We start from the raw sequence: 23,089 nt of genomic DNA on the forward strand, positions 1-23,089 counted from the left end.
AGAATGTCCTTATACTGTTTCAGATTGCTCTTTATGAATCATTTTTAAACCAACTAAACCAAAGCCCAACTCCAATATTAGATAAACAAAAAGTAGCCAATGCGGCATGCCATCCACCACCAAACTGATGACTCGTCCGGCAGCTAAACCCAACATGAATACCACCAAACTATAGAGCGCTGGCAGTCGATACTTTTTGAACAGTGCGCCAAACACCCAAAACAACGCCAGAGCCAAATAAAGCCCCATCACTGCACGAAAGATATGAGTAACGTTGATGGGTGTGGCGTCGATACCAAATAGATAGTCAAGAGAGACTACGGGGGCATAACCATAAGACAGTGCAATAGGTGTTAAACCTAAAACTGCAACGAACAAGAAAATACTCTGTGGCTTCATACCCTAACTCTTTTAACTTGGCTCATTTCAAAAAACATAGTCTACAATCAGCAATATACAAGTTGCATATATGAAAATTGCCCCCCGGAAGGCACATTCATAAACTTGCTACTTCACACAAAAGATAAGGATATCGATATGGCTAAATGGCGTTACCTAATCGCCTCAGTATTAATGGCTAGTTCAACCGTAAGTGCGCAAGAAGCAAGTACACCGATGGATACAAAAAAGTGGCAACATAGTTTCGAAATCTACGCGCTCGCACTCAATATTCGTGGAGACAGCACCATTGGTAATTTGTCAGCAGATGTTGATGTTGATCCTTCATTCATCATGGATCATCTTGATATGACCGCAATGGTGCGTTTAGAGGGTGACTATGACAATCAATGGGGCTATTACATTGACTACAGCTTCATGAAACTAAGCGGAAAAACAAACTCGGTATTAGGATCCAACGCAGAGTTATTAAGAGGCAACCTTGATATCCGACAAGGTGTTTTAGATGTGAAGGGTTTTAAGCGCTACCAATACGATTTTGGCACGATTGATTATCTGTTTGGGCTTCGTTGGTGGGATAACGACATTGATACCAAGCTTTACGGTTCAGGTGGTAGGTTAAGTGTCGACCGATCACTTGATGAAGATTGGGTTGACTACCAAGTAGGTGTGAGATGGATAACGCAGATCAATAAGGATTGGAAGTTTCACGCAACCATTGATGCAGGGCTTGGTAGTGACACCAACTTTACCTCATCTCTGTTAACTGGCGTGCGATACCAGATAAACAGTTGGTCTGACTTAAATGTTGCCTACAAATCGACCTGGGTTGATTACGAAAACAAGGGGACCTTTGAATACGATACCGCATCGCAAGGGTTCCTGATTGGTTGGGCTGCTCATTTCTAGTCAAACAATAAGAGGTAAGCCTGATATCGTTAGGCTTACCTGACAATGTCAATCTTTCAAGAGTTAATGCCGGTTTTAACTAACGAACAAGCAAAACTACCCATCAACGACCTAGTTATTCACAGTGTTTGGAACTACGCACTCTTTCTTCATGATAGTTAAGCCGGCCTCGAGAGTTTCTGTCCAAGCTTGTTCGACGCTTTCATCGTAGTGAGGGTCATATTTTTTAACTGTATTGAGTAACGAATTGAACCACTCGTTGAGTTCTTGCTCAGAGATATCCATTCCTAAATCTTTATGTCGCTTCCCAAGCTTTTTTACCGAGTTTCGTACGCTCGGCAGACCCGCAGAGTTATAGATAAGAATGATCGAGGCTTTAAGCATCTTGGTTTGTTGCTCTAACCCTATATTTTCAAAACGTTCTGAAAATCTTGGATTATGCTCGCAAAAATCCGCCAAAAACGTTTCGAGAAATTCTTGGTCAATCCGGCAGCGCTCAAAACTTTCATAAAACAGTTCGTTCGGTTTCATCTAGCCAGTCCTTTGCAAAATTTTGAGTCATCGGGAAGCTAACAAGTCCAGAGCCGCTACTTAGCCAACTCCGAACCATCAATATGATCTAAGTATACGCCACTGTGGCATAAAATGAACAATGACATAAAGCGAACTATGGCATAAAGTGCGTTGCACAAATCTTGTTTCCATCAGGATCTCGCAAATAAGCCATGTACAAGCGACGCTCGTCAGAACCTCTCGCTCCGGGGCCATTTTCAATGCTGGTACCGCCATTTTCGACGCCAACTCGATGCCACTCATCTACAACTTCAGGAGAAGACGCAAGAAAACCCACCGTCATACCGTTGCCGTGAGTCGCAGGCTGACCATCAATCGGCTTCGTTAAGCCCAACACACCCGTTTGGCTAACGTAAACACAGCGCCCTTTGGGATCAACAGAGCCTTCGCTATAACCAAGCACTTTCATGATTGGGTCATAAAAAGCCTTCGCGCGTTCAATATCATCGGTACCGAGAAAAACATGGCTGAACATAACTAACCTCTTCTTTATTGAAAGAACCATCTAAACTAGACCTATAATTCGTGTTTGTCTAGGCACGCTATTCGGTCACAACTGTTGCTTAACCCATTGAGCAAACACCTGAAACTTAGTTCGCTGTTCCATGCCTTTCGGGAACTCAGTTAGTCTGTTCAACAATTCGTTGTGCGCCCTGCCCTTGGTCATGCAAGATATCATCAGGATTTAGCAAGTTGCACTTTTGCATACTCAAGCATCCGCAACCGATACAGCCGGTTAAGTTCTCTTGTAGCGATTTAATCTGCGCCATTTTACTGTCGAGTTGCCCCTGCCACTTCTTAGCAACGCGCTCCCAATCTCGCTTAGTCGCGGTATGGTTCATCGGCAGTGTCGATAATTCTTCGGTGATCTCTTCCAGCGTGAAGCCTATCGACTGCGCGACTTGGATCAACGCAATTCGTCTCAACATCGCCGACTGATAACGGCGCTGATTTCCGTTAGTACGAATCGAAGCAATCAACCCCTTGGTTTCGTAAAAACGTAACGCCGAAGGAGCCACGCCACTGCGCTCAGCCAACTGGCCTATGGTGAGGTATACGATGTTTCTCATGATCTTTCACTTCCTGTTTGAATAGCCGTTTCTTCCTGATAATAACCAGTATAATATAGTTCATTTTAACTTGAAGTTTGCGTTCAAACTTAGGTTTGGGCTAGATTACAAAATACGCGCAACAAAGCAACCTAACGTATTGATTTTTTTGAGCTATGATTTTGTTCGCTGATTACCATACATGTCGTCAAACCCGGGAATGCCTTGCTCCCACACAGGTTTATCTTCACCGACAATGGTTTTCAATGTATCAATGAAGAGCTTGGTTTTTATGGGTGCATCTCGATGTGGGTACACCGCATAGAAAGTGCCAAAGTCATCCAAGTTTAAGTGAGTCATAATAGGCACTAACTCTCCACTGAGCACTTCATCTTCAATCATCTGCGCCGTGACAACCGCGAGAGTACTGCCAGTTAGCGCGCTCTTGGAAATCATCTCAACGTCATTCACTTTATAAGCGGCATTAAGCTGGAAATGCTGCGCTTGCCCCTCTTGATCGACATAAGAAAACTTATCAGTCAACAAACCCGGAGCGGCATAGATAGTCGCAGGTAATGACTCTAACTTTTCGATGGTGTTGATCTCGCCATGCTGAGCAATGAACTCAGGTGAAGCGACAATCAGCAATCGACTTCTGGCTATCTTACGGCTGATTAGGCTGGAGTTTTTGGGCTTACCAATACGGAAACCAATATCAAACCCTTCTTTAACCATATCGACGATTCGGTCTTCGAGTCTCAATTCAAAATCAACATCTGGATACTGCTTCTGGAAAACCGCAATCGCCTGCTGAACATATTGTCGACCGAACATGGTCGAGCTGGTGATTCTTAATAACCCTCGAGGCTCTGCATGATAATTTTGCGCCAAGCGTCGAGTATCGTTCAACAGTGCACGAAGCTGATGCGCTTGATTGACCATCTCATTGCCTGCAGCTGTCAGAGATAACGAACGAGTGGTTCGATTGAGTAACCGAACATCCAGCTCTTCTTCAAGACGGCTGATCTGTTTAGAGATAACGGAACGGTCGACGTTTCTTTGCTCCGCCACTTTGACAAACGAACCCAGCTCAACCACTTCAAGTAACAATAATAAACGACTCGATATATCCATAACGCCCTTTGTTGCATTTAAGGCACCAATCAAGTGCCAATATGACTATTTTTCTCATCTTATTACAAATCTATAGTAGCTGCACATAACGGAGACAACATTCAGTCCCGACCTAATAGAGGAACACCCCATGACACTACTATCTGTGACTAACCAAAATGGCATCGCAACAGTATCGATCAACAACCCACCAGTGAACGTGCTGACTTTCGACTTGATCAACGAGATCAATGCCTTTGTACTTTCATTGAAAGATGATCGTGATACTAAGGTTGTGGTCTTCAAATCATTACATGAGAGCTTCTTTCTGGCTCACCTAGATCTCAATGTGATCAACGGTACACAAGGTGGACAAGCTGGTTCGATTGAATTCAACCACATGATTGAGAACATTAAAGCGATGAAACAAGTCTCTGTCGCGGTAGTTGATGGCGTAGCTCGTGGGGGCGGAAATGAATTTGTGATGGCGTGTGACCTTGCTTACGGCACTGAAAACTCGGCGTTCGCACAACCAGAAATTCATGTAAACATCCCAACGGGTGGCCAAGGCGCAGTTCAATTTGCAAGACGCATGGGCAAAAACAAAGCGCTACAAGCTTTGCTGCTTGGTAACGATTTTACGGCTCAACAAGCAGAAGAGCGTAACATCATCACGCAGTTTGTACCGAAGGCAGAGCTAGAGGGTTTCTTAGCAGCGACACTCGGTGTAATCAGCCAATTAGAAGTACGTGATATCGTGATGTACAAAGAGATCATCGCTGCCTCAATCAAAGATGAGCAAGCGGGCGCTGAACTAGAACTTCGTTACTTCTTAGAGCGCGCAAAAGAGCAGAAAACCGCAGCAATTATCGGTGCGTTTCTAAAACACGGTGGTCAAACTGAGCGTGAAGCGAAAGACATTCAAGGTATCTTCGTTGACACCGCAGCAGAGTTATCACAATAGATAATGACGCAATTAAATGGCCATCGCTTGATGGCCATTTATGTATGTATCTACTTATTTATCTATTTATCTATTTATCTGTGCACCGATGTAGTAATTCTCTCACTCACTGAAGCAGTTAGATCTGACTCATGATCGATTTCAGGCTCTCGGCCATTTCGGTATTGATGATCTCACCCGTTTCTACATTAAAGTTGTCGTAGAAACTTGGCACCGACATCGACCCCTTCACATCAGCATCAAAGTAAGGTGCGGAATTTACCGCAGACGACAACACAGAGCTTGCGCCACCGGGGCCTGGTGATGTGGAGAGCATAACCACAGGTTTACCTTGATACACTTTCATGTCGATTCGTGATGTCCAATCAAACACATTCTTAAAAGCTGCGGTGTATGAGCCGTTATACTCTGCAAAAGAGATGACCACAGCATCTGCTTCGCCAATCTTGCTAAAAAAGCGTTGAGCGTGTTGATGAACACCTGAATCTTGCTCTCTTTTCTCGCTGTAAATTGGCATCTCGAAATCATTAAGGTCGAGCACCTCGACTTGCGCGCCTTCGACTAAACCTGCGGTGTACGCTGCAAGTTGTTGATTAATTGATGTTGTACTGTTGGTCGCGCCAATCGCTAATACTTTCATTGTTGATCCTTGTTCATTTTTCTCACCTTTTTGCACTCATGACTTCAATTACGGAGCTCAAAATTCATAACTGAAGATTCGTAACGTCTGTTTGATAACATCAAAACCTGCACTAGGCGACAAGGTGATAGATTGTGTTTTTAGATTGGGGATGATGATAAAACCTCAAGTTAACTTGAGGTAAAGCGATATTTTCAAAATATAGGAAATAGTTTAAAAACACTTATAAAGCAGTTGATTATGAAAGGTTTAACATAGGTTGGCATTACACAGGAAAAAGTCAGCACACCCAAAATACATTGAGTGTGCTCTATCGAAGTATTATTTACTTAAAGTGATTTAATGGACAGACACCAGAGTAAGCGACACCGGATAGCTCGGCCATTTCGCGATTCCATGTTGCCAAATCATGAGGGTTAAATTGATTCAAATGATCATGCCCACATGCCCTCGCCATCACTTGCATTAATTCTGTCGAGGCTTCAAAGAAGTTCTTAAGCTGGTTCGATGCTTTCTCGACATTCAAACGCTGACGTAAATCGGCTTTTTGAGTTGCAATACCAGCAGGGCAATTATTGGTGTTACACATTCTCGCCGCCACACAACCTATCGACTGCATGGCACTGTTTGAGATAGCGACACCATCAGCACCAAGCGCCATCGCTTTTACGAAATCCATCGGCACGCGCAAGCCGCCCGTGATGATCAATGTGACTCTGTCACTGACCCCTTGTTTATCGAGATACGCTCTAGCGCGAGCGAGTGCTGGAATAGTGGGAACACTGATATGGTCACGGAACATTTCTGGCGCCGCCCCTGTACCGCCACCACGCCCATCTAAGATAATGTAATCGGCACTGGCATCAAGCGCGAACTGAATGTCTTCTTCGATGTGATTGGCACTTAACTTAAAGCCAATCGGGATACCGCCTGTCACCTCTCGAACACGGTCGGCGAACTTTTTAAAATCCTCGACCGTGTTAAGGTCGACAAAGGTGGGTGGAGAAATCGCTGCCGTGCCCGCTTCAATGCCACGCACCTCCGCGATCTTGCCTATGTTCTTCGCGCCCGGTAAGTGCCCGCCCGTTCCGGTTTTGGCACCCTGCCCGCCTTTAAAGTGGAAGGCTTGAACGTTTTTGAGCTTAGCTTCATCGTAACCAAACTGAGCACTGGCTAATTCATAAAAGTAGCGAGAGTTCGCCGCTTGCTCTTCGGGTAACATACCGCCCTCACCGGAGCAGATACCCGTCCCTGCGAGTTCGGCACCTTTCGCCAATGAGACTTTTGCTTCTTCAGATAGCGAGCCAAAGCTCATATCAGACACAAACAAAGAGATGTCCAATTTAAGCGGCTTCTTCGCTTTGGGGCCAATAATCAGTTCGGTACCAACAGGCACATTTTCTAGCAAAGGCTTAGTCGCCATTTGCGCGACCATCACTTGAATATCGTCCCAGTGAGGTAATAGATGTCTTGGCACGCCCATAGAGGTCATTGGCCCATGATGCCCAACCTTAGATAAACCATCACGCGCTAACTGATGAATAAACTCCACGGTAGGCTCTTCTTTGGTTGCGGTTGCCGCTGGAGATAAATCAGGGGCTGTCGCTTGAATGTTAACTTCAGGGCCTTCTTGCCCAATTTGTTCCGCAGTAAACTGTTTATGAGTGCCATCGCAGAAAGGAAGGTTGTTGGAATACTTACAGCGACAAAGGTAGGCGTCTCCGCTCTCTTCGGCGACAAAGCTTTTCGGTTTGAACCCCGTACCGGCATGAGAACCGTCACAAAACGGTTGGTTTTTCGACTTCCCACAGGTACAGAAGTAATACTTCTCTCCCTTCGTCAGCTCTACTTTAACGGGTTTGTTATCCGCAATTACTGGACTCTTCATGGTTCGCTCACCTTTTCTTTCTTATGATTTGATGACTGAAGCGATGACTTGCTCACAAGAGTAAAGTAAAGGTGAGATACCCAGCGAATTCAATAAACGGATGAAGTAAAGCGACTCCAGTCTAAAGCCTGAATCACCATCAAACCGATAGCCATCGTGCTGATATTCATATCTTGGTTTTATGCCTCAACAATATCTATTCTGTCTAAATAATGGAAAACCACTTTTAAAGACCAACACCAAGGCTCTCATCATCAACTCAAGTTTTAAGTTTGTAGGGTTAGATCAGACAAACTGAAATTTTGTTATATAAAAATTGAGCTAGAATTATCTCAGCTTCCAAAGGTAAGCCAGAAATACAAACGGCAGTACGACAATTAATTTCAGCTGAAATAGGTAAACACTTTAACCTTTCCAGCAACAAAGAGAGAAATCATGAAAGAATCATTCAAGAAAGGCCGCATAAGCGGACTTGTTAGTATCGCATTGTGCCTAGGTGCGTCAGGTGCTTTTGCCGCGGATTACGACCTAGTTATCGAGAATGGACGAGTGATGGACCCTGAAAGCATGCTGGATGCTGTATTAAACGTCGGGATCAAAGATGGTCAAATCATCAAAATCACGGCAGAAAAACTCGACGGTGATGAGACAATCGATGCAACAAATCAAGTGGTTGCCCCAGGTTTCATTGATACCCACTTTCACTCGCTAGATGGTTTATCTATCAAGCTTGCAGCCCTAGATGGTGTAACAACGGGTATGGATCTGGAAGTCGGTGCGATTCGCGTCGGTGAGTGGTATGAAGAAAAAGCGGGTAAATGGCCACTGAACTACGGTACTGGTGTCAGCCACGAAGGAGCTCGTCTTCAAATCCTAGATCCTGAAGTGAAAATTACAGGCCCACATGATGCAACTACGATTCTTGGCTCGCTTCGAACTGAAGCGGCTAAAGACGGTGTGAGTGGCTGGTCTGAGACCAAAGCTGATATCGAGCAGATGAACCAAATCCTGTCTGTTCTTGATCAAGGCTTTGCAGAAGGTGCATTGAACCTAGCTTCAACAACCGCTTATATGAAAGATGGTTTGACGGCATTTGAGATGTACGAGTCCATGAAAGTCGCAGCAAACTGGGACCGATTTGTATCATCACATACCCGTTTTCACGCTAACCCTTCAAATCCAGAAGCACAGCTGGGTTTTGACGAAATCTTTACCAATGCGATGCTTCTCGACTTACCATTTTTGATGCTCCACAACAACGACTTCGGTTGGTGGGAAGTAGAAGAAAAGCTAAAGCTTGCACGAGAGAAAGGCTTAGTGATGTGGTCTGAATACTATCCATATGATGCGGCATCCACTGCGATTGGTTCATCTTTCCTTGTACCGGAGTCTGTGGAAGGGATGTACAACGCGAAGTATGAAGAAATGATGTACGACCCAACACGCGATAAATTTCTGACCAAAGAAGAGTATCTGGTCATTGCCGCTGAAGAACCGGGTCACTTGGTGGTTCTGTTTAGCCCTGCACGTAAAGATTGGATGAAATACTGGCTACAAATTCCAAACATGACCGTTGCAGCAGATTCTATCTATTCAGGTTTAGGTACTGATTCTTGGGATGCCGATCCAACAGAATATCAAGGTCACCCTCGAACTGCGGGTACTCGAGGCAAAGTATTACGTATGGCACGTGAAGAAGGCGTACCATTGTTATTCACACTTGCTCAAACGTCTTACTGGGCAGCAAAGCATCTAGGTGATGCGGGTGTTGAATCAATGAAAGTTCGTGGTCGTATGCAAGAAGGCATGGTTGCGGATATCACCATTTTCGACCCAGAAAACGTAACCGATAATGCGACTTACAAAGCCAAAGAACAAGGCAATCCAACAACCGGTATTTCTTATGTCATCGTAAATGGTGAGCAAGTGGTTAAAGAAGCTGAGTTCCAAAAAGTATGGGCAGGCCAACCCATTCGTAACACACCATCGGATGAATCGCGATTTGAAGGATTGAGCAAAGAAAAGTTCTTGGAAAACCTAACAGTACCAACGATTTCTATCGATGACTCGGGTGCCTCTGGCAATCCGCAACTATAGAAAAAAGTGAGGTAATCATGATCAAAAAGGCTATATGTGCATTGCTACTCACGGGTTCGTTTTCAGGAACGACAAGTGCAACTAGCATCGATGATATGGGATTTGATGTGTCTAGTTTTAAACAAACAGGACAACAAATATCTGTCAAAGAACCGAAAGCGCCAACGTTAGTTCAGGAGAGTAAACTGGCCTCATATGTAAGCGAAGTCGGCGTAGATGTCGCCAATTTGTCTCAGGTGCAAGTTGATGATTTGATCGGAAGTTATGACCAATTGCCATCAGCGATCTTTTGTGATGAACATCAAGAGTTCGAGATTCAGATATCAAGGACGAATATCTGGCAAAGAACGAAACTGATGAAGTTACGACAAGCGATTGGAGACGATCTACCTAACGCGCACTAATATGCCCTCATAACAGCCAGTGATTTTTACTGGCTGTTTTTTCATCTAATAAACCCAAGTTAGAAGTATTCATCATAAACGTGTTGGATGTATTCATTAGCAGCAGTAACGATAGATTCCCTTATCCCTTCAATATGTAAAGAATGTGGGCTCCATAAAGAAATGGGAACCTCTAAACCTTTTTTAATCTCAGTAGGCTTGAGCTCAACTAAATTCTGCTGCACAAATTCAGAGTAAATAACAGAGCGAGGAAGTAACGCCCAACCTAAGTCTAGCCGAACCAATTGGATCACAAGCGCAAGTTGGTCAACAAGCTCATAGTTAGCAGAAAGGGTGACTTTATCTGCCATCCCTTCATCGATTAATGATTTCAAGATTAACTGCTTAGATATTTTTAACTTAGAGAACAGTTCGTTTGGTGGCGTTTTACTCAGTTCACTGCCTTTACTTGCGAATGGGAGCAGCGTAAGGGTTTCTAGGTAAACCGCGTGAAAGCTATTCATCGCCCTACTCTCATGAGTATTCAAAAAACCGAAGTGCAGTGTCCCATCTTCAATCCCCTGCTCAATCTCCTTTTTATTCATGACCAGCATATTGACTCGACAACCTGGAAAGTCTTTTTGTAATTGCATTCTGATATCAGCCAAAATGAGCTGTGGCATAAAGCTTAGATAACCGATATTGATGGTTTCTGGTTCGCCTTGGGAGATGTTGAGCGCTATTTTATCAAAGGCTTTTAGCTGCTCAACGGCTTGCTTGGCATAGCGGTAAAGTAATTTACCTTCTTGTGTTGCTTCAACACTGCGACCTTTGCGCTCAAAGAGTGCGACATCAAGAATATCCTCTAAATTGACAACAACTTGCCCGATGGTACTACGGTGTTTATCTAGCTTAGCGGCAGCCTTGCTAAAAGATTTTTGCTCGTAAACCGTCACAAAGGTGGAGAGTTGCTCGAGGCTGAAATTCATAGATGACTCCAATATTCAAATAATGCTTTATTACTTTCAAATCAATCACTTTGACGTGATGAGTATAGACAGAACATGCATAGGTTACGACTTCCACCTCAAAAAAAACCAACAAGGTTCAAATAGTTTGTCTGATCACGTCAGACAATAGCAATTCTGAGTTTCCATTAAACGTTTATATCATTCCGGCTTATCTAAACAACCTATGTGAAATACCGATACGAATACAAAGAAGACTTTATCCAAAGCGGTGGATTTGGCATCAACAACCAAACCGCGATTGGTGGTACTGCTGCGGCATTCCTGAACGTTAAAAACTGGCGACGATGGCACTTTTTTCACCTTCAATCCGGAATACACATATATCGACGGCGATCTTGAAAGCAGCACCTTGAAAACAACACTCCGTCTAGCAACACCTTTATCACAAGATAAATCTCGCTGGGGAGAGCTTAGAGTTGAGAACACTTATGGCGAAGTAACAATCAAGTTCAGTCATCCAATCCTAAAGTAGATACATCATTATTTTTGCACTCAGCGTATTTGATTAACCAAGCTGAGTCGTAATTACTAAGAGGTTAAAATGAAACATCTTTTGAATATGTCAACGATTGCTCTGATATTGGCATCAGGGGCAACAACCGCTGAAGTAATGTCAGTAGAGTCCTCGACTTCGCGTTCACATTACGATTCATGGAATGAAACCAAGCAAAACCTTCAAAAAGAGCATGGCTTACAGTTGGGCATGGATTACAACATGCTGAGTATGGGAGCGATTGATCCTCTTGGGGATGCATCTGCTGCGGCAGGAGCATTAAGAGTCTTTGGTCAATGGGATCTTATAGAGACAGAAGATGGAGACAAAGGCGGAATTGTATTCAAGTTTGAGCATCGACATAAATACACAGAAAACTCCCCGAAAGAATACGGTTTGGCCGATCTCGGTTACTTAGGTTTTGCTCACTCCTTATATGGTGATCAAGGCTTTAGAACCACTCATTTATTTTGGCGTCAATCTCTACTGCAAGAACAGATGGTGGTTTACGCCGGTTTCTTAGACATGACGGATTACACCGATTTTTATGCGTTAGCTAGCCCATGGAATGACTTCAACAGTGGTGTGTTTACTTCCGGAAGTGGAACGATTGGTGGATTGCCTGATGGTGCACTGGGTGTTATGGCCGGCGGTTTTTTCTCAGATAGCATTTATGGCTCGGCCAGTATTCTTGATGCTAAAGGCAACGCTTCTGACTTAGTTGAAGGAGCCAAAGAGCTCTTTGACACAGGGGCCACTTGGAAAAGCTTAGAACTCGGTTGGACACCAAGTAAAGATATGCTGTTCATCAGCAATGCTCATATCAGCCTATGGCAGCGTGACGCAGTTGGAAACGATGATGAAGGTTACGGTATCAACCTGTCTCTATCAGGTTTAGTGGCTGAACGTTGGTTGCCTTTCATTAGGGCTGGATGGGCTCAAGATGGCGGAGCCATGTATGACGCCTCAGTAAGCGCCGGCTTTGGTTACATTCCTGCACAGAGAAACCAAGACATGTTTGGACTGGCAGTTAACTGGGCAAGCCCAATGGAGAGCACAACGCAAGGGTTGGACTTAGACGACCAATATACAACTGAAGCGTATTACCGAGCTCAAATCACACCATGGCTGCAAATTTCTCCAAGTGTGCAAGTTCTGAATCACACCGCGGTTGATCTGACCAATGGCTTCGACAACATCAATTTAATCCAGAATAAAACCGATGTGGTATTTGCCCTAAAAGCAAAATTCGAGTTCTAAATTAAACACACGTACAAATGATATTAAGGAAAATATCGTTATTAACCTTGCAGGAGTGCTAAATAAATTTCGAGTAAAAAATGAAAGTAAAAATATTCTTGGCGATACTCTTAGGTATGGCTTGTAATACTGCGACTGCGGAAGCAGAAAAAACAAGTAACGATCAAGTACAACGAATTATTCTTGTTCGACATGCCGAAAAGCCAGATGACGGCCTTGGTAACCATTGCTCCAACTGCGATCCAATATGGCATGCCCATCAACACACAATATGGTTGGAATGACTTTGAAGTTATTCTTAGATAAATACCGTAATGCAGATCTTTTACTGGCGTGGGAACACATCAGCATTGAAGTGCTTGTTACTTTGATTAAGCATCGCTTTGATAACGTTGACCCAATCCCAGAATGGCCAAATTCTGATTACGACATGTTTTTAAGTTAATCATCGATTGGAGTAAACCGAGTGATCTGACAATCAATGTTCATAAACAACAGTTTGGAGACATCTCGACTGAATGCCCTAGCACCAAATAAGTTGCTGGTTAATGGCTTTTATCGAACAACAATCAGAAGAGTGAATTAACCTCAGCCCGAGTACACAATAACAAGTTACTCCGTACTCAGGCAAAAACTAGTCAACCTTTAATACAACAAGCCTCTAATCAAACAATTCGATAACCAATTTATTGTCTTTAATCACTAGATTGGGTTCCGATGACTTAATCAACGACTCTTGAACCTTGTTGCTGTCGAGTTTGTAAACCGGAGACTGGGACAAAGCAAAACCTATCATCGATACAACTGGTTTGAGTAGTGTCTCTATTTCAGGCGAAAGCTGTTTGCCTTTTTCTTCAAAGCGCTCTAGTCGCAGCGACTTTAGATACACCTCGCCACTCTCCTTGTCGTATTCGGGAATCGCGCTGAACTCTAAGTCTAAATCCAACCCCATATTAGGCATATTGAACACTTGAACTTTTGCATTGGTATTCGCCAACACGAACACGCGTTGTGCATCGGCTCGACCAATTTGCACTTCTAGATCATCCACAGCCACTTGTGCGTACATCACACTTTGTACACCAACCTCTTGTTCTAGCATCACTGAGTCTTCAAGGTACTTCGTCATTTCTTGCTCGGTAATGCTGTAGCTAACACAACCACTGAGCATCAGGGCTGTCACAGCTATAATCAAACGGTTCATTAACTTTGTTGTCATTGGAGATAGGCTCTTATTTTTTAAATGCATGGAACGGATGTTACCTCGAGATGATACTGTAAATTGGTTGTCACAATAACAGTGTCGGATAACTGGGCAGAATGATCCACCTAAATGGTGATGTCGTATCAATGAGAATTGACGAAAATAGTAAGGAAAACAATGACTGCATTAACGATATTTTACGATGGAACCTGTCCACTTTGTGCAAAAGAGATGGCAGCACTGACTAAGTCTGATTCCAAAGATCAGATCCAGACCGTCGATATCTACAGTGAAGCGTTTTCAAACTACCCGCAAATAGATGCCGAGGCAGCCAATACAATCTTGCATGCACTGGACGAAAACGGAAAGCTGCTGCTCGGTTTAGACGTGACTTACCAAGCGTGGAAGCTAGTAGGAAAGGGTTGGCTGTATGCCCCGTTACGTTGGGCGATTTTTAAGCCAATGGCAGATTGGTGTTATCTACGGTTTGCCAAAAATCGATATAAGATTTCGTTTTGGCTAACCGGAAAATCACGTTGCAACGGTAACAGCTGCACAAAATAGTGTTGAGTTAAGACATGCCGCTGGCGACTTTGTAGTAAACGATGCCAAATAGGGCTGCGAACACCAATACCGTAACGGCCACTTTCAACCAAATAAATTTCATGCTTTGTCCTTTTAATTCTGTTTACTGTTCCACGCGACAAGTTAGCACAACAAAACATACGGTTGTGTAATGATTGATAGAACTTTGTAGTCATACCAATCACAGTAGGTAAGTGTCAAGAAATAGCGCAGGAAAAAAGCTTGAGAACAAGGCGGCTCTTTTCGACAAGAAGTTTAGATAAGTAGTTATTCTACAATCAAAAAATCTAACGACTTTATCGAGATTTTTAACAAGCTAGGGTGAACAGTTATTTACTACGATTGGTATCAACCCTGATTCCCAGAGAGAACCTTTATGTCGGCAAAAGAGAGAAACCTTCCCACACATCGAATTTCTAGATTCAGTAAGTTTGCCTCATTGGCGACAAGGGTCGCGGGCAACGTCCTAACTGAAGGCACCAAGCAGCTTGCACAAGGCAACAGACCCAAAGCAAAAGACTTACTGTTAACGCCACAGAACATTGCTCGCCTGACCGATCAACTGGCGCACCTACGTGGCGCTGCGATGAAGCTGGGGCAGATGCTATCAATGGATGCGGGCGATGTTCTAGAGCCAGAATTAGCCGACATTCTTTCTCGCCTGCGCTCCGACGCTGACCCACTGCCAACAAAGCAGCTCAATCAAGTATTAGAGAGCTCGCTTGGGCACCAGTGGAAAACCGAATTCCTTTCCTTCAACTTTAAACCGATTGCCAGTGCGTCTATCGGACAAGTTCACCAAGCCTATAGCGATGCCGGGGACAAACTCGCCGTCAAAGTCCAATACCCAGGCATTCGAAAAAGCATCGACAGTGATGTGGACAACGTCGGCACACTGCTCAACATTGTTGGCTTGATACCAAAGTCGGTCGACTACAAAGGCTTGTTAGAAGAGGCAAAAAAACAGCTCCATGATGAAGCGGACTACGCTCGAGAGGCTGGCTATGCAACTCGTTATCACAATGCATTAAAAGAGCACTCTCACTTCGTCGTACCTAAGATTCATCCGCAAGTCTCTTCAGAATCCGTGCTCGCCATGGACTTCATCGAAGGCGTCTCTATAGAACAGATAGAAAGTTACGACCAAGACACCCGTGACTTTGTGATGCACAGCTTGCTTGAGCTTCTATTCAGAGAGTTGTTCGACTTTAAGATGGTGCAAACCGATCCCAATTTCGCCAACTACCTTTACGTTGAAAACACCCGACAAATTGGCTTGTTAGATTTCGGAGCAACCCGTGAATACAGTGACCGCTTCAGCGAGGGTTATAGCTTGGCCTTTTCCTCTGTCATTAACAACGATGAGCAAGTGCTCAACCGAGCTTTAGAGCAAATAGGATTCTTTAGCGAGACAATTCTTCCCGAACAACGCCAAGCGATTCTAAATCTAGTGAAGATGGCCTGTGAGCCGATGTTAGTTGACGAAGAGTACGACTTCAAAGCCAGTGGATTGGCACAAAGGCTTCGTGAAGCAGGCACCATTTTGAGCATGGAACAAGAGTATTGGCATACGCCGCCCGCCGATGCGCTGTTCCTGCACCGAAAAATTGGTGGCATGTATCTATTAGCGGCTCGCCTTGGTGCAAAAGTGAATATCAGTCGCTTGGTCGCTCCATATCTTATCTCAGAGAGCAAAAGCACAACTAAAAGCGCGAGTTAATGAGACAGTAAATAATACGCAAAGTGATCATTTCATCGTGCTCAAGAGTAATAACCATTACGCCAACTAAAATGAGCCAACCCTATGAAATGTTCACTACTTTGCTCAACCGCACTGATTACAAGCCTCACGAGTTCCATCGCCTTTGCAGCGAGCTGTCCCGAAATACTTAATGGCAAACAGCGCTTGTTAAACTCAACCGAAGAAATCGCCTTGTGCGATGAGTTTCAAGGCAAAACTCTATTGGTGGTAAATACAGCGAGCCAATGTGGCTTCACTCCGCAGTTTGAGCAACTCGAGCAACTTCATCAAACCTACAAAGACCAAGGCTTCACGGTTATCGGTTTCCCAAGTAATGATTTTCGCCAAGACAAGGGAAGCGAAGAGAAGACGGCAAAGGTTTGTTACCTAGACTATGGCGTGACCTTCCCAATGATGGCGCGAGCTTCACTGTCTGGTAGCAACGCCAACCCCGTGTTTACAGATATACAACAGCAAGCGGGCGTAACGCCTAAATGGAACTTTTACAAATTCTTGATCAGTAAAGAAGGTAAAGTCGTCGCCACCTTCCCTAGCTCCACATCTCCAGTGAGTGCCACGCTCAAAAACGCGATTGAGCAGCAGTTATGAAGGCGGATTACATGGCAACAACTCAAACCCGTAACACCATGGCCAAACTGGGGTACATGGGGTTAATTCCGTTTTTATTCGGTCTTCTCCTTTCGCTCACCGACAGCCAATTTATGGGGATAAGCGGTGAAACGCTGTTCATCACCTACAGCGTGGCAATTTTGAGTTTTCTTTCAGGGATCTTGTGGGCAAATGGCATCGAAAACTTTGAAAGCCAATCAAGTAACAAAGCACTGCTAATAAGCAACGCGATTGTGCTCATCGCTTGGCTGGCAGTATTGCTTGGCGAACAAAAAGAGCTAGTGACAACTCTGATTCTCATCTTTGGTTATATTGCGGTTTGGCGAGCTGAAAGGACGATGAGAGAAGAGAACCAGAGCCAAGGTCCTGATGGCTACTTTGATATGAGGACTCGGCTGACCTCTAGTGTCGTGTTAATGCACGGTATCGTGATGCTAACCTAGAGCTACGAGATTGTCTTTGAAGTGTGAGCCTTTGATTTAGTTAAGCGCCTTTGTTAAAAACCGTTAGCAACAATCTAGATGATGAGCTTCATCACTAACCTCGGCTCATCATCACCAAAGTAGTTGTCTTCTTGCTTGATGGTAACGAACCCCATCGATGCATAAAGCGCACGAGCCGATGTGTTATTTGGGTCTACAGTGAGCAAAAGCCTAGCATCTCGAGGCAACTGCTCAACCGCCTGTTGCATCAGTTTCCGGCCAACTCCCATGCCACGATAATTCTGGTCTACAGCCAATGATAGGACCCAAAACTCATTCTGCTTGTCTGTGGTTGTCGTTAAGGCATAGCCAGCAATCTTTGAGTCTTGCTTAGCAACCAATAAACCTTTTCCCCAGCAATCAAAGGCCTGACGAAAGAAAAACAGCGGATAGGCGTGAGCGCCAAACAAAGCATGTTCAAGCTGGTAGATATCAGCCAGTTCTTGTTTTTCCGCACAAACAACATTCATAGATAGACCTCATTTAAACCGAACCTCAAGTTTAAACATGCAAACTCAAAGGTGCTATTAATAATATATCAACAGCCTAAAGGCTTACGAACTACCTTAACGAAGATGCCACTTAACTAACGCCTGAGGAGTAGATTAGGTTACTTATGTTTTACTGTCGAATAACCAACAAATTTGCGCCAGATAACGCAAGAAAAACCGAGCACGCTTTGTTGAAACGTTTTGCCATTTGTGGCTTAGAGAACCAGTTTCTGAGGTATAAGCCAAATGCCGCGTAGATCGATATCGCGAGCATTTCTAACACTAGAAAGGTGCTACCTAAAACAAAGAATTGAGTATTTACGTTCGCTGAAACATCGACAAATTGAGGAAGGAATGCAGTGAAAATGAGTATCGCTTTTGGATTGCCAGCAGCGAGTGCAAATTCTTGTTTAAACAGACCAAACCAATTCTTATTTCGTTCGATATCCACGACCGGACTGGCGTGTGAGCGCCATAGGTTGAACGCGATCCACAACAGATACATCGCGCCAAATAGTTTGATCAGGAAAAACAGCGTTTCAGAAGTATAAAGCACAACCGCTAAGCCAGATGCAGCCAAAGCAATCATGCCAGAAAAAGCGAGGATTCTTCCTAGGCCTGCGACAAAGGCGGCCTGAAATCCGTAACAACGGGCGTTGTTCATTGATAACAAATTGTTTGGGCCCGGAGTCATGTTGAGCGCAAAACAAGCGGGGATAAACAGCAGTAACTTCCAGATTTCCATTGGTGCTTCCTAATTGCCAAATGCCGTGATTATAAAATCCTTAAACAAGGTCTTATCGTTTATAACAGCATTTCATATCTTTTGTAACTGCATAAAAAATAAGCACCAAATCTATACAGTAAATTTTCAATCAGTTCTCAAAAAACTGTTCGTACTCGGGTGTCGCTAGATTTTCGGCGACACCAATCTCACCGACGAAATAGATAGCGCTCGCAATTGTATCTATCGTTGGGTTTGATTCTCGCTCTGGGAAGTCGCCAACAGCAGGAACAGATTTTGGCGCAGACACCGAACTACAAACAAGGCTATTACATACCCTGTTTTGATTTTCTAAGGAGATAGCTTCAGGAACGTCAAAGTGCTGAGTGAGTACGTCGTGGTTAGACAATTCAGACGAAGCGTACGATAAGGTTGAGAATAGAGCTGAGAGCACAATCCACTTGTTCATGTATCTTTCCATTGATGGCATTCATTGAATTTATAAATACTATCGAATCTCACACATTATGAACAGTGTTTTATTTTAATTTGCGTGAGACTGCTTACCCAGCATCAACTTGTCGAGCAGAGCTTGCGGGACAACGATCACTGAGTATTTAACAAAGGCCACCAGCGCGATTACACCAACAGCCGATCCAAGAATAAAGTCATGGACATCAACCAACACCAATCCCAGAAGTTGATCACTCGCTATCGCTACTAATGCGATGCTAACTGCGGTTACCCACTTGCTGTGTTCATAAGGTAATTGTTCCATCGCTTGGCTTACAACATACAGAAGCATGAGCCGCACAACATAAGTTGCACAAAGAACCGCGACAACACCCCACACGCCATAAATAGGCGTCACTGTGAAATAACCAATGGCCGCCAAGACCGCACATCCACCTTGAATCCACATTTGAGATTGACTCGAATCGCCACTGAAACAACCAAGGTTAAGATAATCACCTGCATTTTTGATAACGCTAATCGCAAGCAGCGCAACAACAATGGCCCCCGCGTAATGATAACTGCTCGGTAAAATGAGAGAAATAAATCCGGGTACCGTTAGAATCATCAACGAACCTAAAACAATGGCGAGGTTCACTCCGACTAACGCCCTATCGGCACACATCTTACTGCCACCCGGCTGTTGAAGCATCGCCACACGGTTTGGAAACCACCAAAGCGCGTAAGGCTGCAACAACAGACCAAGAATCAACGCGAACTTTCCGCTAACCGCATAAATCGCGAGTTCTTCGACACCGACGAAGCTTGCCATTACCCAGCGGTCGAGCCCCATGATCATATACATTGATGCACCGCCAACCAGAACGGGCAGTCCGAATTTTAAGATCTTCGCCGAGTATTTGAAGCAACCAAAAGATCCCATCTCTTGCCATTGATAACGCACTAAACAAACCATTAGCAACACACTGGATACCGCAGCTGAAATCAACACGCCATCTATACCGTATCCAGCCTCAAGCAAAACAAAAGTCATGATGGCTTGAACACCGGCTTTCAACACATTGAGCATGCAAAAACGTTTCGCCATCGCGTTCATACGCATCAGCGTTAGCGGGATAGAAATCGCCCCATCGAGCATGGTAGGAATAAGCAGAAGCAGTATCTGGTAAGGCTGGAATTCAACTGGCAACATTAAGATTAACAACGGCATACTGAGGGCAATCAAGGCGCCCCCAAGCACGCACACCAGCACGCTCAATGTGAAGCAGTTCGAGACGAGCTTTTGCTTTTCATCACCTTCGGCGACACCCACATAACGATACATGGCATCGACAATACCGAAGCTGAACAATATCGTCCCAATGTCTGCCAGCAAGACAATGGCTTCTAAGGAACCATACTCTGCCAACGTCATATTGTGCGTAATGTACGGGATCATCACCAATGAAATCCCTTTCATCATTAATATACCGATGGCGTAGTAAGCTGACTGCTTTAAAGAACCCATAGTCGTCACCTTTTCCTTACCAAGCTGGCTTTAGGAAACTTTTACAGTCTCCAATTAGGTGTCGCAATGTGCGTTTTTGAGGTGACATGACCAAAGAACGGAAACTGTAGGCAATAGCCTGTCTATTCTGTTGTAAACCTCGATAATAGTCAGCATAACCTTCCAGTATTCTCGCCTTTGCGATTTTGAAGCTAGAAGTGGGTAGATTCCATCGTTGACTGTCATTTTGGTAATGTTGAAGAATAGTCTCTATAGACTGCAAATTTCTCAATTTAAGACTTTCAGTTTGGGTAACAGAGCTCGCTCTCATCAAATAGCCAACCTGCACCGAGTTCAACACACCGATCTGATGGTTTTCACTCATTCGAAGCCACAGTTCCCAATCTTCCCCATACTTGATGTCAGCATTGAAACTGTCTGTTTGAGAAAACACATCCGCTTTCACCATGACCGTTGATGTTCCAATCACGTTATTTTCTATGATGAACTCCAACGGGTTCTCGATATTGATGAACAGCTCATCTTGATCTTGAAACTGCGACCAGTAACTAAAGCAGTCGACTATTACTTGGTAATCTTCAGTAAGATGCTCGTAGTTAGTAAAGCTCATCGCGAGATCAGGGTAACGTTGATGAAATTCGAGTTGGCGCTCAATTTTTTCAGGAAACCAGAAATCGTCTGCGTCTAAAAAAGCGATGTATTCACCGGTCGCCTTTTCAATCCCTAGGTTTCTCGCTTGAGGCGCACCAACACCCAATGTGGACAACGTAATAATGCGTTCATCGTCTATAGAAGCAAGATACGTCGACGTTCCATCGTTACTGTTATCGTCAATGACAATCAGCTCAACATCTTGATGAGTCTGCTTTAGTACACTACCAATCGCTTTCGGCAGGTAATCCAAACAATTGTAGGTAGGAATAACAACACTTACTTTAGCCATAATGACGCCCTCAGATTTATCCTTTATATGGCTGACGTTGCATGTTCTATGCCGAGAGTGTCTTGCTATGAAATCACATCTAGATCAGCCACCTACGCGTCCATTCTCAAAATGACGACCAAACACAGATGTTCAAAAAAACTGCAACTCCAATTTGATTATCAATTTGAGAAAACGAGCGACTTCTTAAGGGGTAACCTTCGAAAAGCAATCAGAAAGCCCTCTAAAGCTACGATTCGATCTTGGTTCGTATCTTGCTTTATTGGTTATTACCTTGGCTTGATAGCTTTAGTCATATGGATTTGAGGAGTAAGGAATGAAGAAAGTAGCATTTGTGGCACCAACCTACCCTGTACTCAGTGAGACCTTCATTCAAACAGAAGTCGACTCCGTGAAAGCGTGTGGGCACGATGTGTGTGTAATGACGTTCAAAATTGAAAACAGTGAAAAACAGTTCGACTACGACATTGTCGAAATAGGTAAAAATGTTCGGAAGGGTAAAGTCGCCAGCATTAACTGGATAGGTTTCATCAAGGCTGTCTCATTTATTTCTAAGCAAACCAGCATGCCCAAAAAGTCACTGTTCGCTTATGGGTTTAAATTAGCGCTGCAACTCGCGGAAAACGACGTCGAACACGTTCACGCGCATTTCTGTCAGCACACCACTGCTCACGCCATCGTCGCGGCAAAGCTGCTGAATATCACCTGTTCGTTCGTTGCTCATGGTCATGATGTTTATGAGTTCGCTTATGACATTGAACATAAAATTTCATCGAGTGATTTTGTGGTTGCAGTGTGTAAAGACATGCTTGCTGACTTCAACACCATGGCGAAAGGAAACATTAAACTCTTGCATTGCGGAGTTAATACCAAACAATTCCAACTCAACCCAAAAATCGAAACGAAGCAACTTCGCTTTGTTTTCCTTGGCCGATTAGTGGAGCAAAAAGGTATCCACCATCTTATTGATGCATTGGCGCCGATTGCCGAACCTCTCGACATTCATCTCGATATCGTCGGTACTGGCGATTTAGAGCAACAGTTAAAATTGCAGGTCAAAGAAAATGGGCTCACTCGAAACGTGACCTTTCTTGGCGCTAAGCCTCATGAATGGGTGAAAGAGAAACTATCGAATTATGACAGCCTAATCGCGCCCTTCTGTTTTTCCGAAACCGGATGTGTGGATACAGGGCCTCTGGTTTTAAAAGAAGCGATGGCTGTGGGAACGCCAGTCATTACCACCAACATCATGGGATGCAAAGAGATCGTCTCACCAGAGACAGGTTTTGTGGTTAGCGAAAAAAACGTGGAAGAATTAAGAGAAGCGATTGAGCGTTTCGCGCAGCTGAGCAGTAACGATAAAACATCGATGAGTTTAAAGGCACGTGAGAGAGTGAAAGACAGTTTTAATTCGATCAAACAAGCTCAGCAATTATCTCGTTGGATAGAGAACCCAGCTCAATAAGGATTAACTCAGGCAGTAAGCATCACAAGGACTGCTACGCCTCA

26 protein-coding genes are annotated in these 23,089 nt (G+C 44.1%); 12 read left to right on the forward strand and 14 right to left on the reverse strand.

Features of this window, described 5'->3' with window-relative positions:
• Positions 1-9: 9 nt before the first annotated feature.
• On the reverse strand, positions 10-399 hold the full coding sequence (locus AB4161_RS19240) for a DUF4345 domain-containing protein (protein WP_017071827.1): 390 nt from the start codon (positions 397-399) through the stop codon (positions 10-12).
• A gap of 138 nt (positions 400-537) precedes the next feature.
• On the opposite strand from AB4161_RS19240, the gene AB4161_RS19245 reads away from it, so the two are divergent.
• Positions 538-1,308: a DUF481 domain-containing protein gene (locus tag AB4161_RS19245; RefSeq protein ID WP_102320542.1), complete on the forward strand. Its 771-nt coding sequence runs from the start codon at positions 538-540 to the stop codon at positions 1,306-1,308.
• A 111-nt stretch (positions 1,309-1,419) separates the two neighbouring features.
• Here the strand turns inward: AB4161_RS19245 and AB4161_RS19250 are convergent, their stop codons facing one another.
• The 4 genes from AB4161_RS19250 to AB4161_RS19265 form a co-directional block, all read right to left on the reverse strand.
• On the reverse strand, positions 1,420-1,839 hold the full coding sequence (locus AB4161_RS19250) for a globin (RefSeq protein ID WP_017065249.1): 420 nt from the start codon (positions 1,837-1,839) through the stop codon (positions 1,420-1,422).
• A gap of 136 nt (positions 1,840-1,975) precedes the next feature.
• Positions 1,976-2,356, reverse strand: coding sequence for a VOC family protein (locus AB4161_RS19255; protein WP_017062185.1), 381 nt, complete (start codon positions 2,354-2,356; stop codon positions 1,976-1,978).
• A 145-nt stretch (positions 2,357-2,501) separates the two neighbouring features.
• On the reverse strand, positions 2,502-2,951 hold the full coding sequence (gene soxR, locus AB4161_RS19260) for a redox-sensitive transcriptional activator SoxR (RefSeq protein ID WP_017062186.1): 450 nt from the start codon (positions 2,949-2,951) through the stop codon (positions 2,502-2,504).
• Positions 2,952-3,104: 153 nt separating this feature from the next.
• Positions 3,105-4,064 carry a LysR family transcriptional regulator gene (locus tag AB4161_RS19265; protein WP_372083958.1) on the reverse strand — a complete coding sequence of 320 codons (960 nt, stop codon included), beginning with the start codon at positions 4,062-4,064 and terminating at the stop codon, positions 3,105-3,107.
• Positions 4,065-4,194: 130 nt separating this feature from the next.
• Here AB4161_RS19265 and AB4161_RS19270 point away from each other — a divergent pair, with 130 nt between their 5' ends.
• On the forward strand, positions 4,195-5,007 hold the full coding sequence (locus AB4161_RS19270) for an enoyl-CoA hydratase/isomerase family protein (protein WP_136975921.1): 813 nt from the start codon (positions 4,195-4,197) through the stop codon (positions 5,005-5,007).
• A gap of 118 nt (positions 5,008-5,125) precedes the next feature.
• Here AB4161_RS19270 and AB4161_RS19275 read toward each other — a convergent pair whose 3' ends face one another.
• Together AB4161_RS19275 and AB4161_RS19280 are read right to left on the reverse strand one after the other, a co-directional pair.
• Positions 5,126-5,647, reverse strand: coding sequence for an NADPH-dependent FMN reductase (locus AB4161_RS19275; RefSeq protein ID WP_372083960.1), 522 nt, complete (start codon positions 5,645-5,647; stop codon positions 5,126-5,128).
• Between the two features lie 325 nt (positions 5,648-5,972).
• Complete coding sequence (locus tag AB4161_RS19280; protein ID WP_372072968.1) at positions 5,973-7,535, reverse strand: glutamate synthase-related protein; 1,563 nt, start codon at positions 7,533-7,535, stop codon at positions 5,973-5,975.
• A 435-nt stretch (positions 7,536-7,970) separates the two neighbouring features.
• Between AB4161_RS19280 and AB4161_RS19285 the strand changes: the two genes are divergently transcribed.
• Complete coding sequence (locus tag AB4161_RS19285; RefSeq protein WP_017071822.1) at positions 7,971-9,632, forward strand: amidohydrolase family protein; 1,662 nt, start codon at positions 7,971-7,973, stop codon at positions 9,630-9,632.
• 17 nt (positions 9,633-9,649) lie between these two features.
• Positions 9,650-10,036 carry a hypothetical protein gene (locus tag AB4161_RS19290; protein ID WP_017071821.1) on the forward strand — a complete coding sequence of 129 codons (387 nt, stop codon included), beginning with the start codon at positions 9,650-9,652 and terminating at the stop codon, positions 10,034-10,036.
• Positions 10,037-10,095: 59 nt separating this feature from the next.
• On the opposite strand, the gene AB4161_RS19295 is transcribed toward AB4161_RS19290, so the two are convergent.
• Positions 10,096-11,004, reverse strand: coding sequence for a LysR family transcriptional regulator (locus tag AB4161_RS19295; RefSeq protein ID WP_017039121.1), 909 nt, complete (start codon positions 11,002-11,004; stop codon positions 10,096-10,098).
• Positions 11,005-11,587: 583 nt separating this feature from the next.
• Between AB4161_RS19295 and AB4161_RS19300 the strand changes: the two genes are divergently transcribed.
• The 3 genes from AB4161_RS19300 (at position 11,588) to AB4161_RS19310 (ending at position 13,244) form a co-directional block, all read left to right on the forward strand.
• Positions 11,588-12,799, forward strand: a complete 1,212-nt coding sequence (locus AB4161_RS19300) for a carbohydrate porin (RefSeq protein WP_017039122.1) — start codon at positions 11,588-11,590, stop codon at positions 12,797-12,799.
• Between the two features lie 80 nt (positions 12,800-12,879).
• On the forward strand, positions 12,880-13,083 hold the full coding sequence (locus tag AB4161_RS19305) for a hypothetical protein (protein WP_017069640.1): 204 nt from the start codon (positions 12,880-12,882) through the stop codon (positions 13,081-13,083).
• A 2-nt stretch (positions 13,084-13,085) separates the two neighbouring features.
• Complete coding sequence (locus AB4161_RS19310; protein WP_372050963.1) at positions 13,086-13,244, forward strand: hypothetical protein; 159 nt, start codon at positions 13,086-13,088, stop codon at positions 13,242-13,244.
• A gap of 216 nt (positions 13,245-13,460) precedes the next feature.
• On the opposite strand, the gene AB4161_RS19315 is transcribed toward AB4161_RS19310, so the two are convergent.
• On the reverse strand, positions 13,461-14,018 hold the full coding sequence (locus tag AB4161_RS19315; RefSeq protein ID WP_372083961.1) for a DUF1439 domain-containing protein: 558 nt from the start codon (positions 14,016-14,018) through the stop codon (positions 13,461-13,463).
• Between the two features lie 162 nt (positions 14,019-14,180).
• On the opposite strand from AB4161_RS19315, the gene AB4161_RS19320 reads away from it, so the two are divergent.
• From AB4161_RS19320 to AB4161_RS19335, 4 genes are all read left to right on the forward strand, one after another.
• Positions 14,181-14,567, forward strand: coding sequence for a thiol-disulfide oxidoreductase DCC family protein (locus AB4161_RS19320; RefSeq protein WP_017062190.1), 387 nt, complete (start codon positions 14,181-14,183; stop codon positions 14,565-14,567).
• A gap of 397 nt (positions 14,568-14,964) precedes the next feature.
• Positions 14,965-16,308 (forward strand): ABC1 kinase family protein, encoded by a 1,344-nt coding sequence (locus tag AB4161_RS19325; RefSeq protein ID WP_372083963.1) that lies wholly within the window; start codon positions 14,965-14,967, stop codon positions 16,306-16,308.
• An 84-nt stretch (positions 16,309-16,392) separates the two neighbouring features.
• Positions 16,393-16,938, forward strand: coding sequence for a glutathione peroxidase (locus tag AB4161_RS19330; protein ID WP_372072976.1), 546 nt, complete (start codon positions 16,393-16,395; stop codon positions 16,936-16,938).
• Positions 16,935-17,402, forward strand: coding sequence for a DUF3429 domain-containing protein (locus tag AB4161_RS19335; protein WP_017062213.1), 468 nt, complete (start codon positions 16,935-16,937; stop codon positions 17,400-17,402). Before AB4161_RS19330 ends, AB4161_RS19335 begins: the two co-directional genes overlap by 4 nt.
• Before the next feature lie 74 nt (positions 17,403-17,476).
• Here the strand turns inward: AB4161_RS19335 and AB4161_RS19340 are convergent, their stop codons facing one another.
• The 5 genes from AB4161_RS19340 to AB4161_RS19360 form a co-directional block, all read right to left on the reverse strand.
• Positions 17,477-17,911, reverse strand: a complete 435-nt coding sequence (locus tag AB4161_RS19340) for an N-acetyltransferase (protein ID WP_017062214.1) — start codon at positions 17,909-17,911, stop codon at positions 17,477-17,479.
• 151 nt (positions 17,912-18,062) lie between these two features.
• Positions 18,063-18,677 carry a LysE family translocator gene (locus tag AB4161_RS19345; RefSeq protein ID WP_102320553.1) on the reverse strand — a complete coding sequence of 205 codons (615 nt, stop codon included), beginning with the start codon at positions 18,675-18,677 and terminating at the stop codon, positions 18,063-18,065.
• 130 nt (positions 18,678-18,807) lie between these two features.
• Positions 18,808-19,125 carry a hypothetical protein gene (locus tag AB4161_RS19350; RefSeq protein ID WP_017070274.1) on the reverse strand — a complete coding sequence of 106 codons (318 nt, stop codon included), beginning with the start codon at positions 19,123-19,125 and terminating at the stop codon, positions 18,808-18,810.
• Positions 19,126-19,200: 75 nt separating this feature from the next.
• Entirely contained in the window at positions 19,201-20,637 is a 1,437-nt protein-coding gene (locus tag AB4161_RS19355) for a lipopolysaccharide biosynthesis protein (protein ID WP_017067059.1), read from the reverse strand.
• 16 nt (positions 20,638-20,653) lie between these two features.
• Positions 20,654-21,580: a glycosyltransferase gene (locus tag AB4161_RS19360; RefSeq protein ID WP_017062218.1), complete on the reverse strand. Its 927-nt coding sequence runs from the start codon at positions 21,578-21,580 to the stop codon at positions 20,654-20,656.
• A gap of 316 nt (positions 21,581-21,896) precedes the next feature.
• On the opposite strand from AB4161_RS19360, the gene AB4161_RS19365 reads away from it, so the two are divergent.
• Entirely contained in the window at positions 21,897-23,045 is a 1,149-nt protein-coding gene (locus tag AB4161_RS19365) for a glycosyltransferase family 4 protein (RefSeq protein ID WP_372083966.1), read from the forward strand.
• The last annotated feature ends 44 nt before the right edge of the window (positions 23,046-23,089 follow it).

The sequence above is a fragment of the Vibrio sp. 10N.286.51.E5 genome (assembly GCF_041469125.1).
GTDB classification, from domain to species: domain Bacteria; phylum Pseudomonadota; class Gammaproteobacteria; order Enterobacterales; family Vibrionaceae; genus Vibrio; species Vibrio crassostreae_C.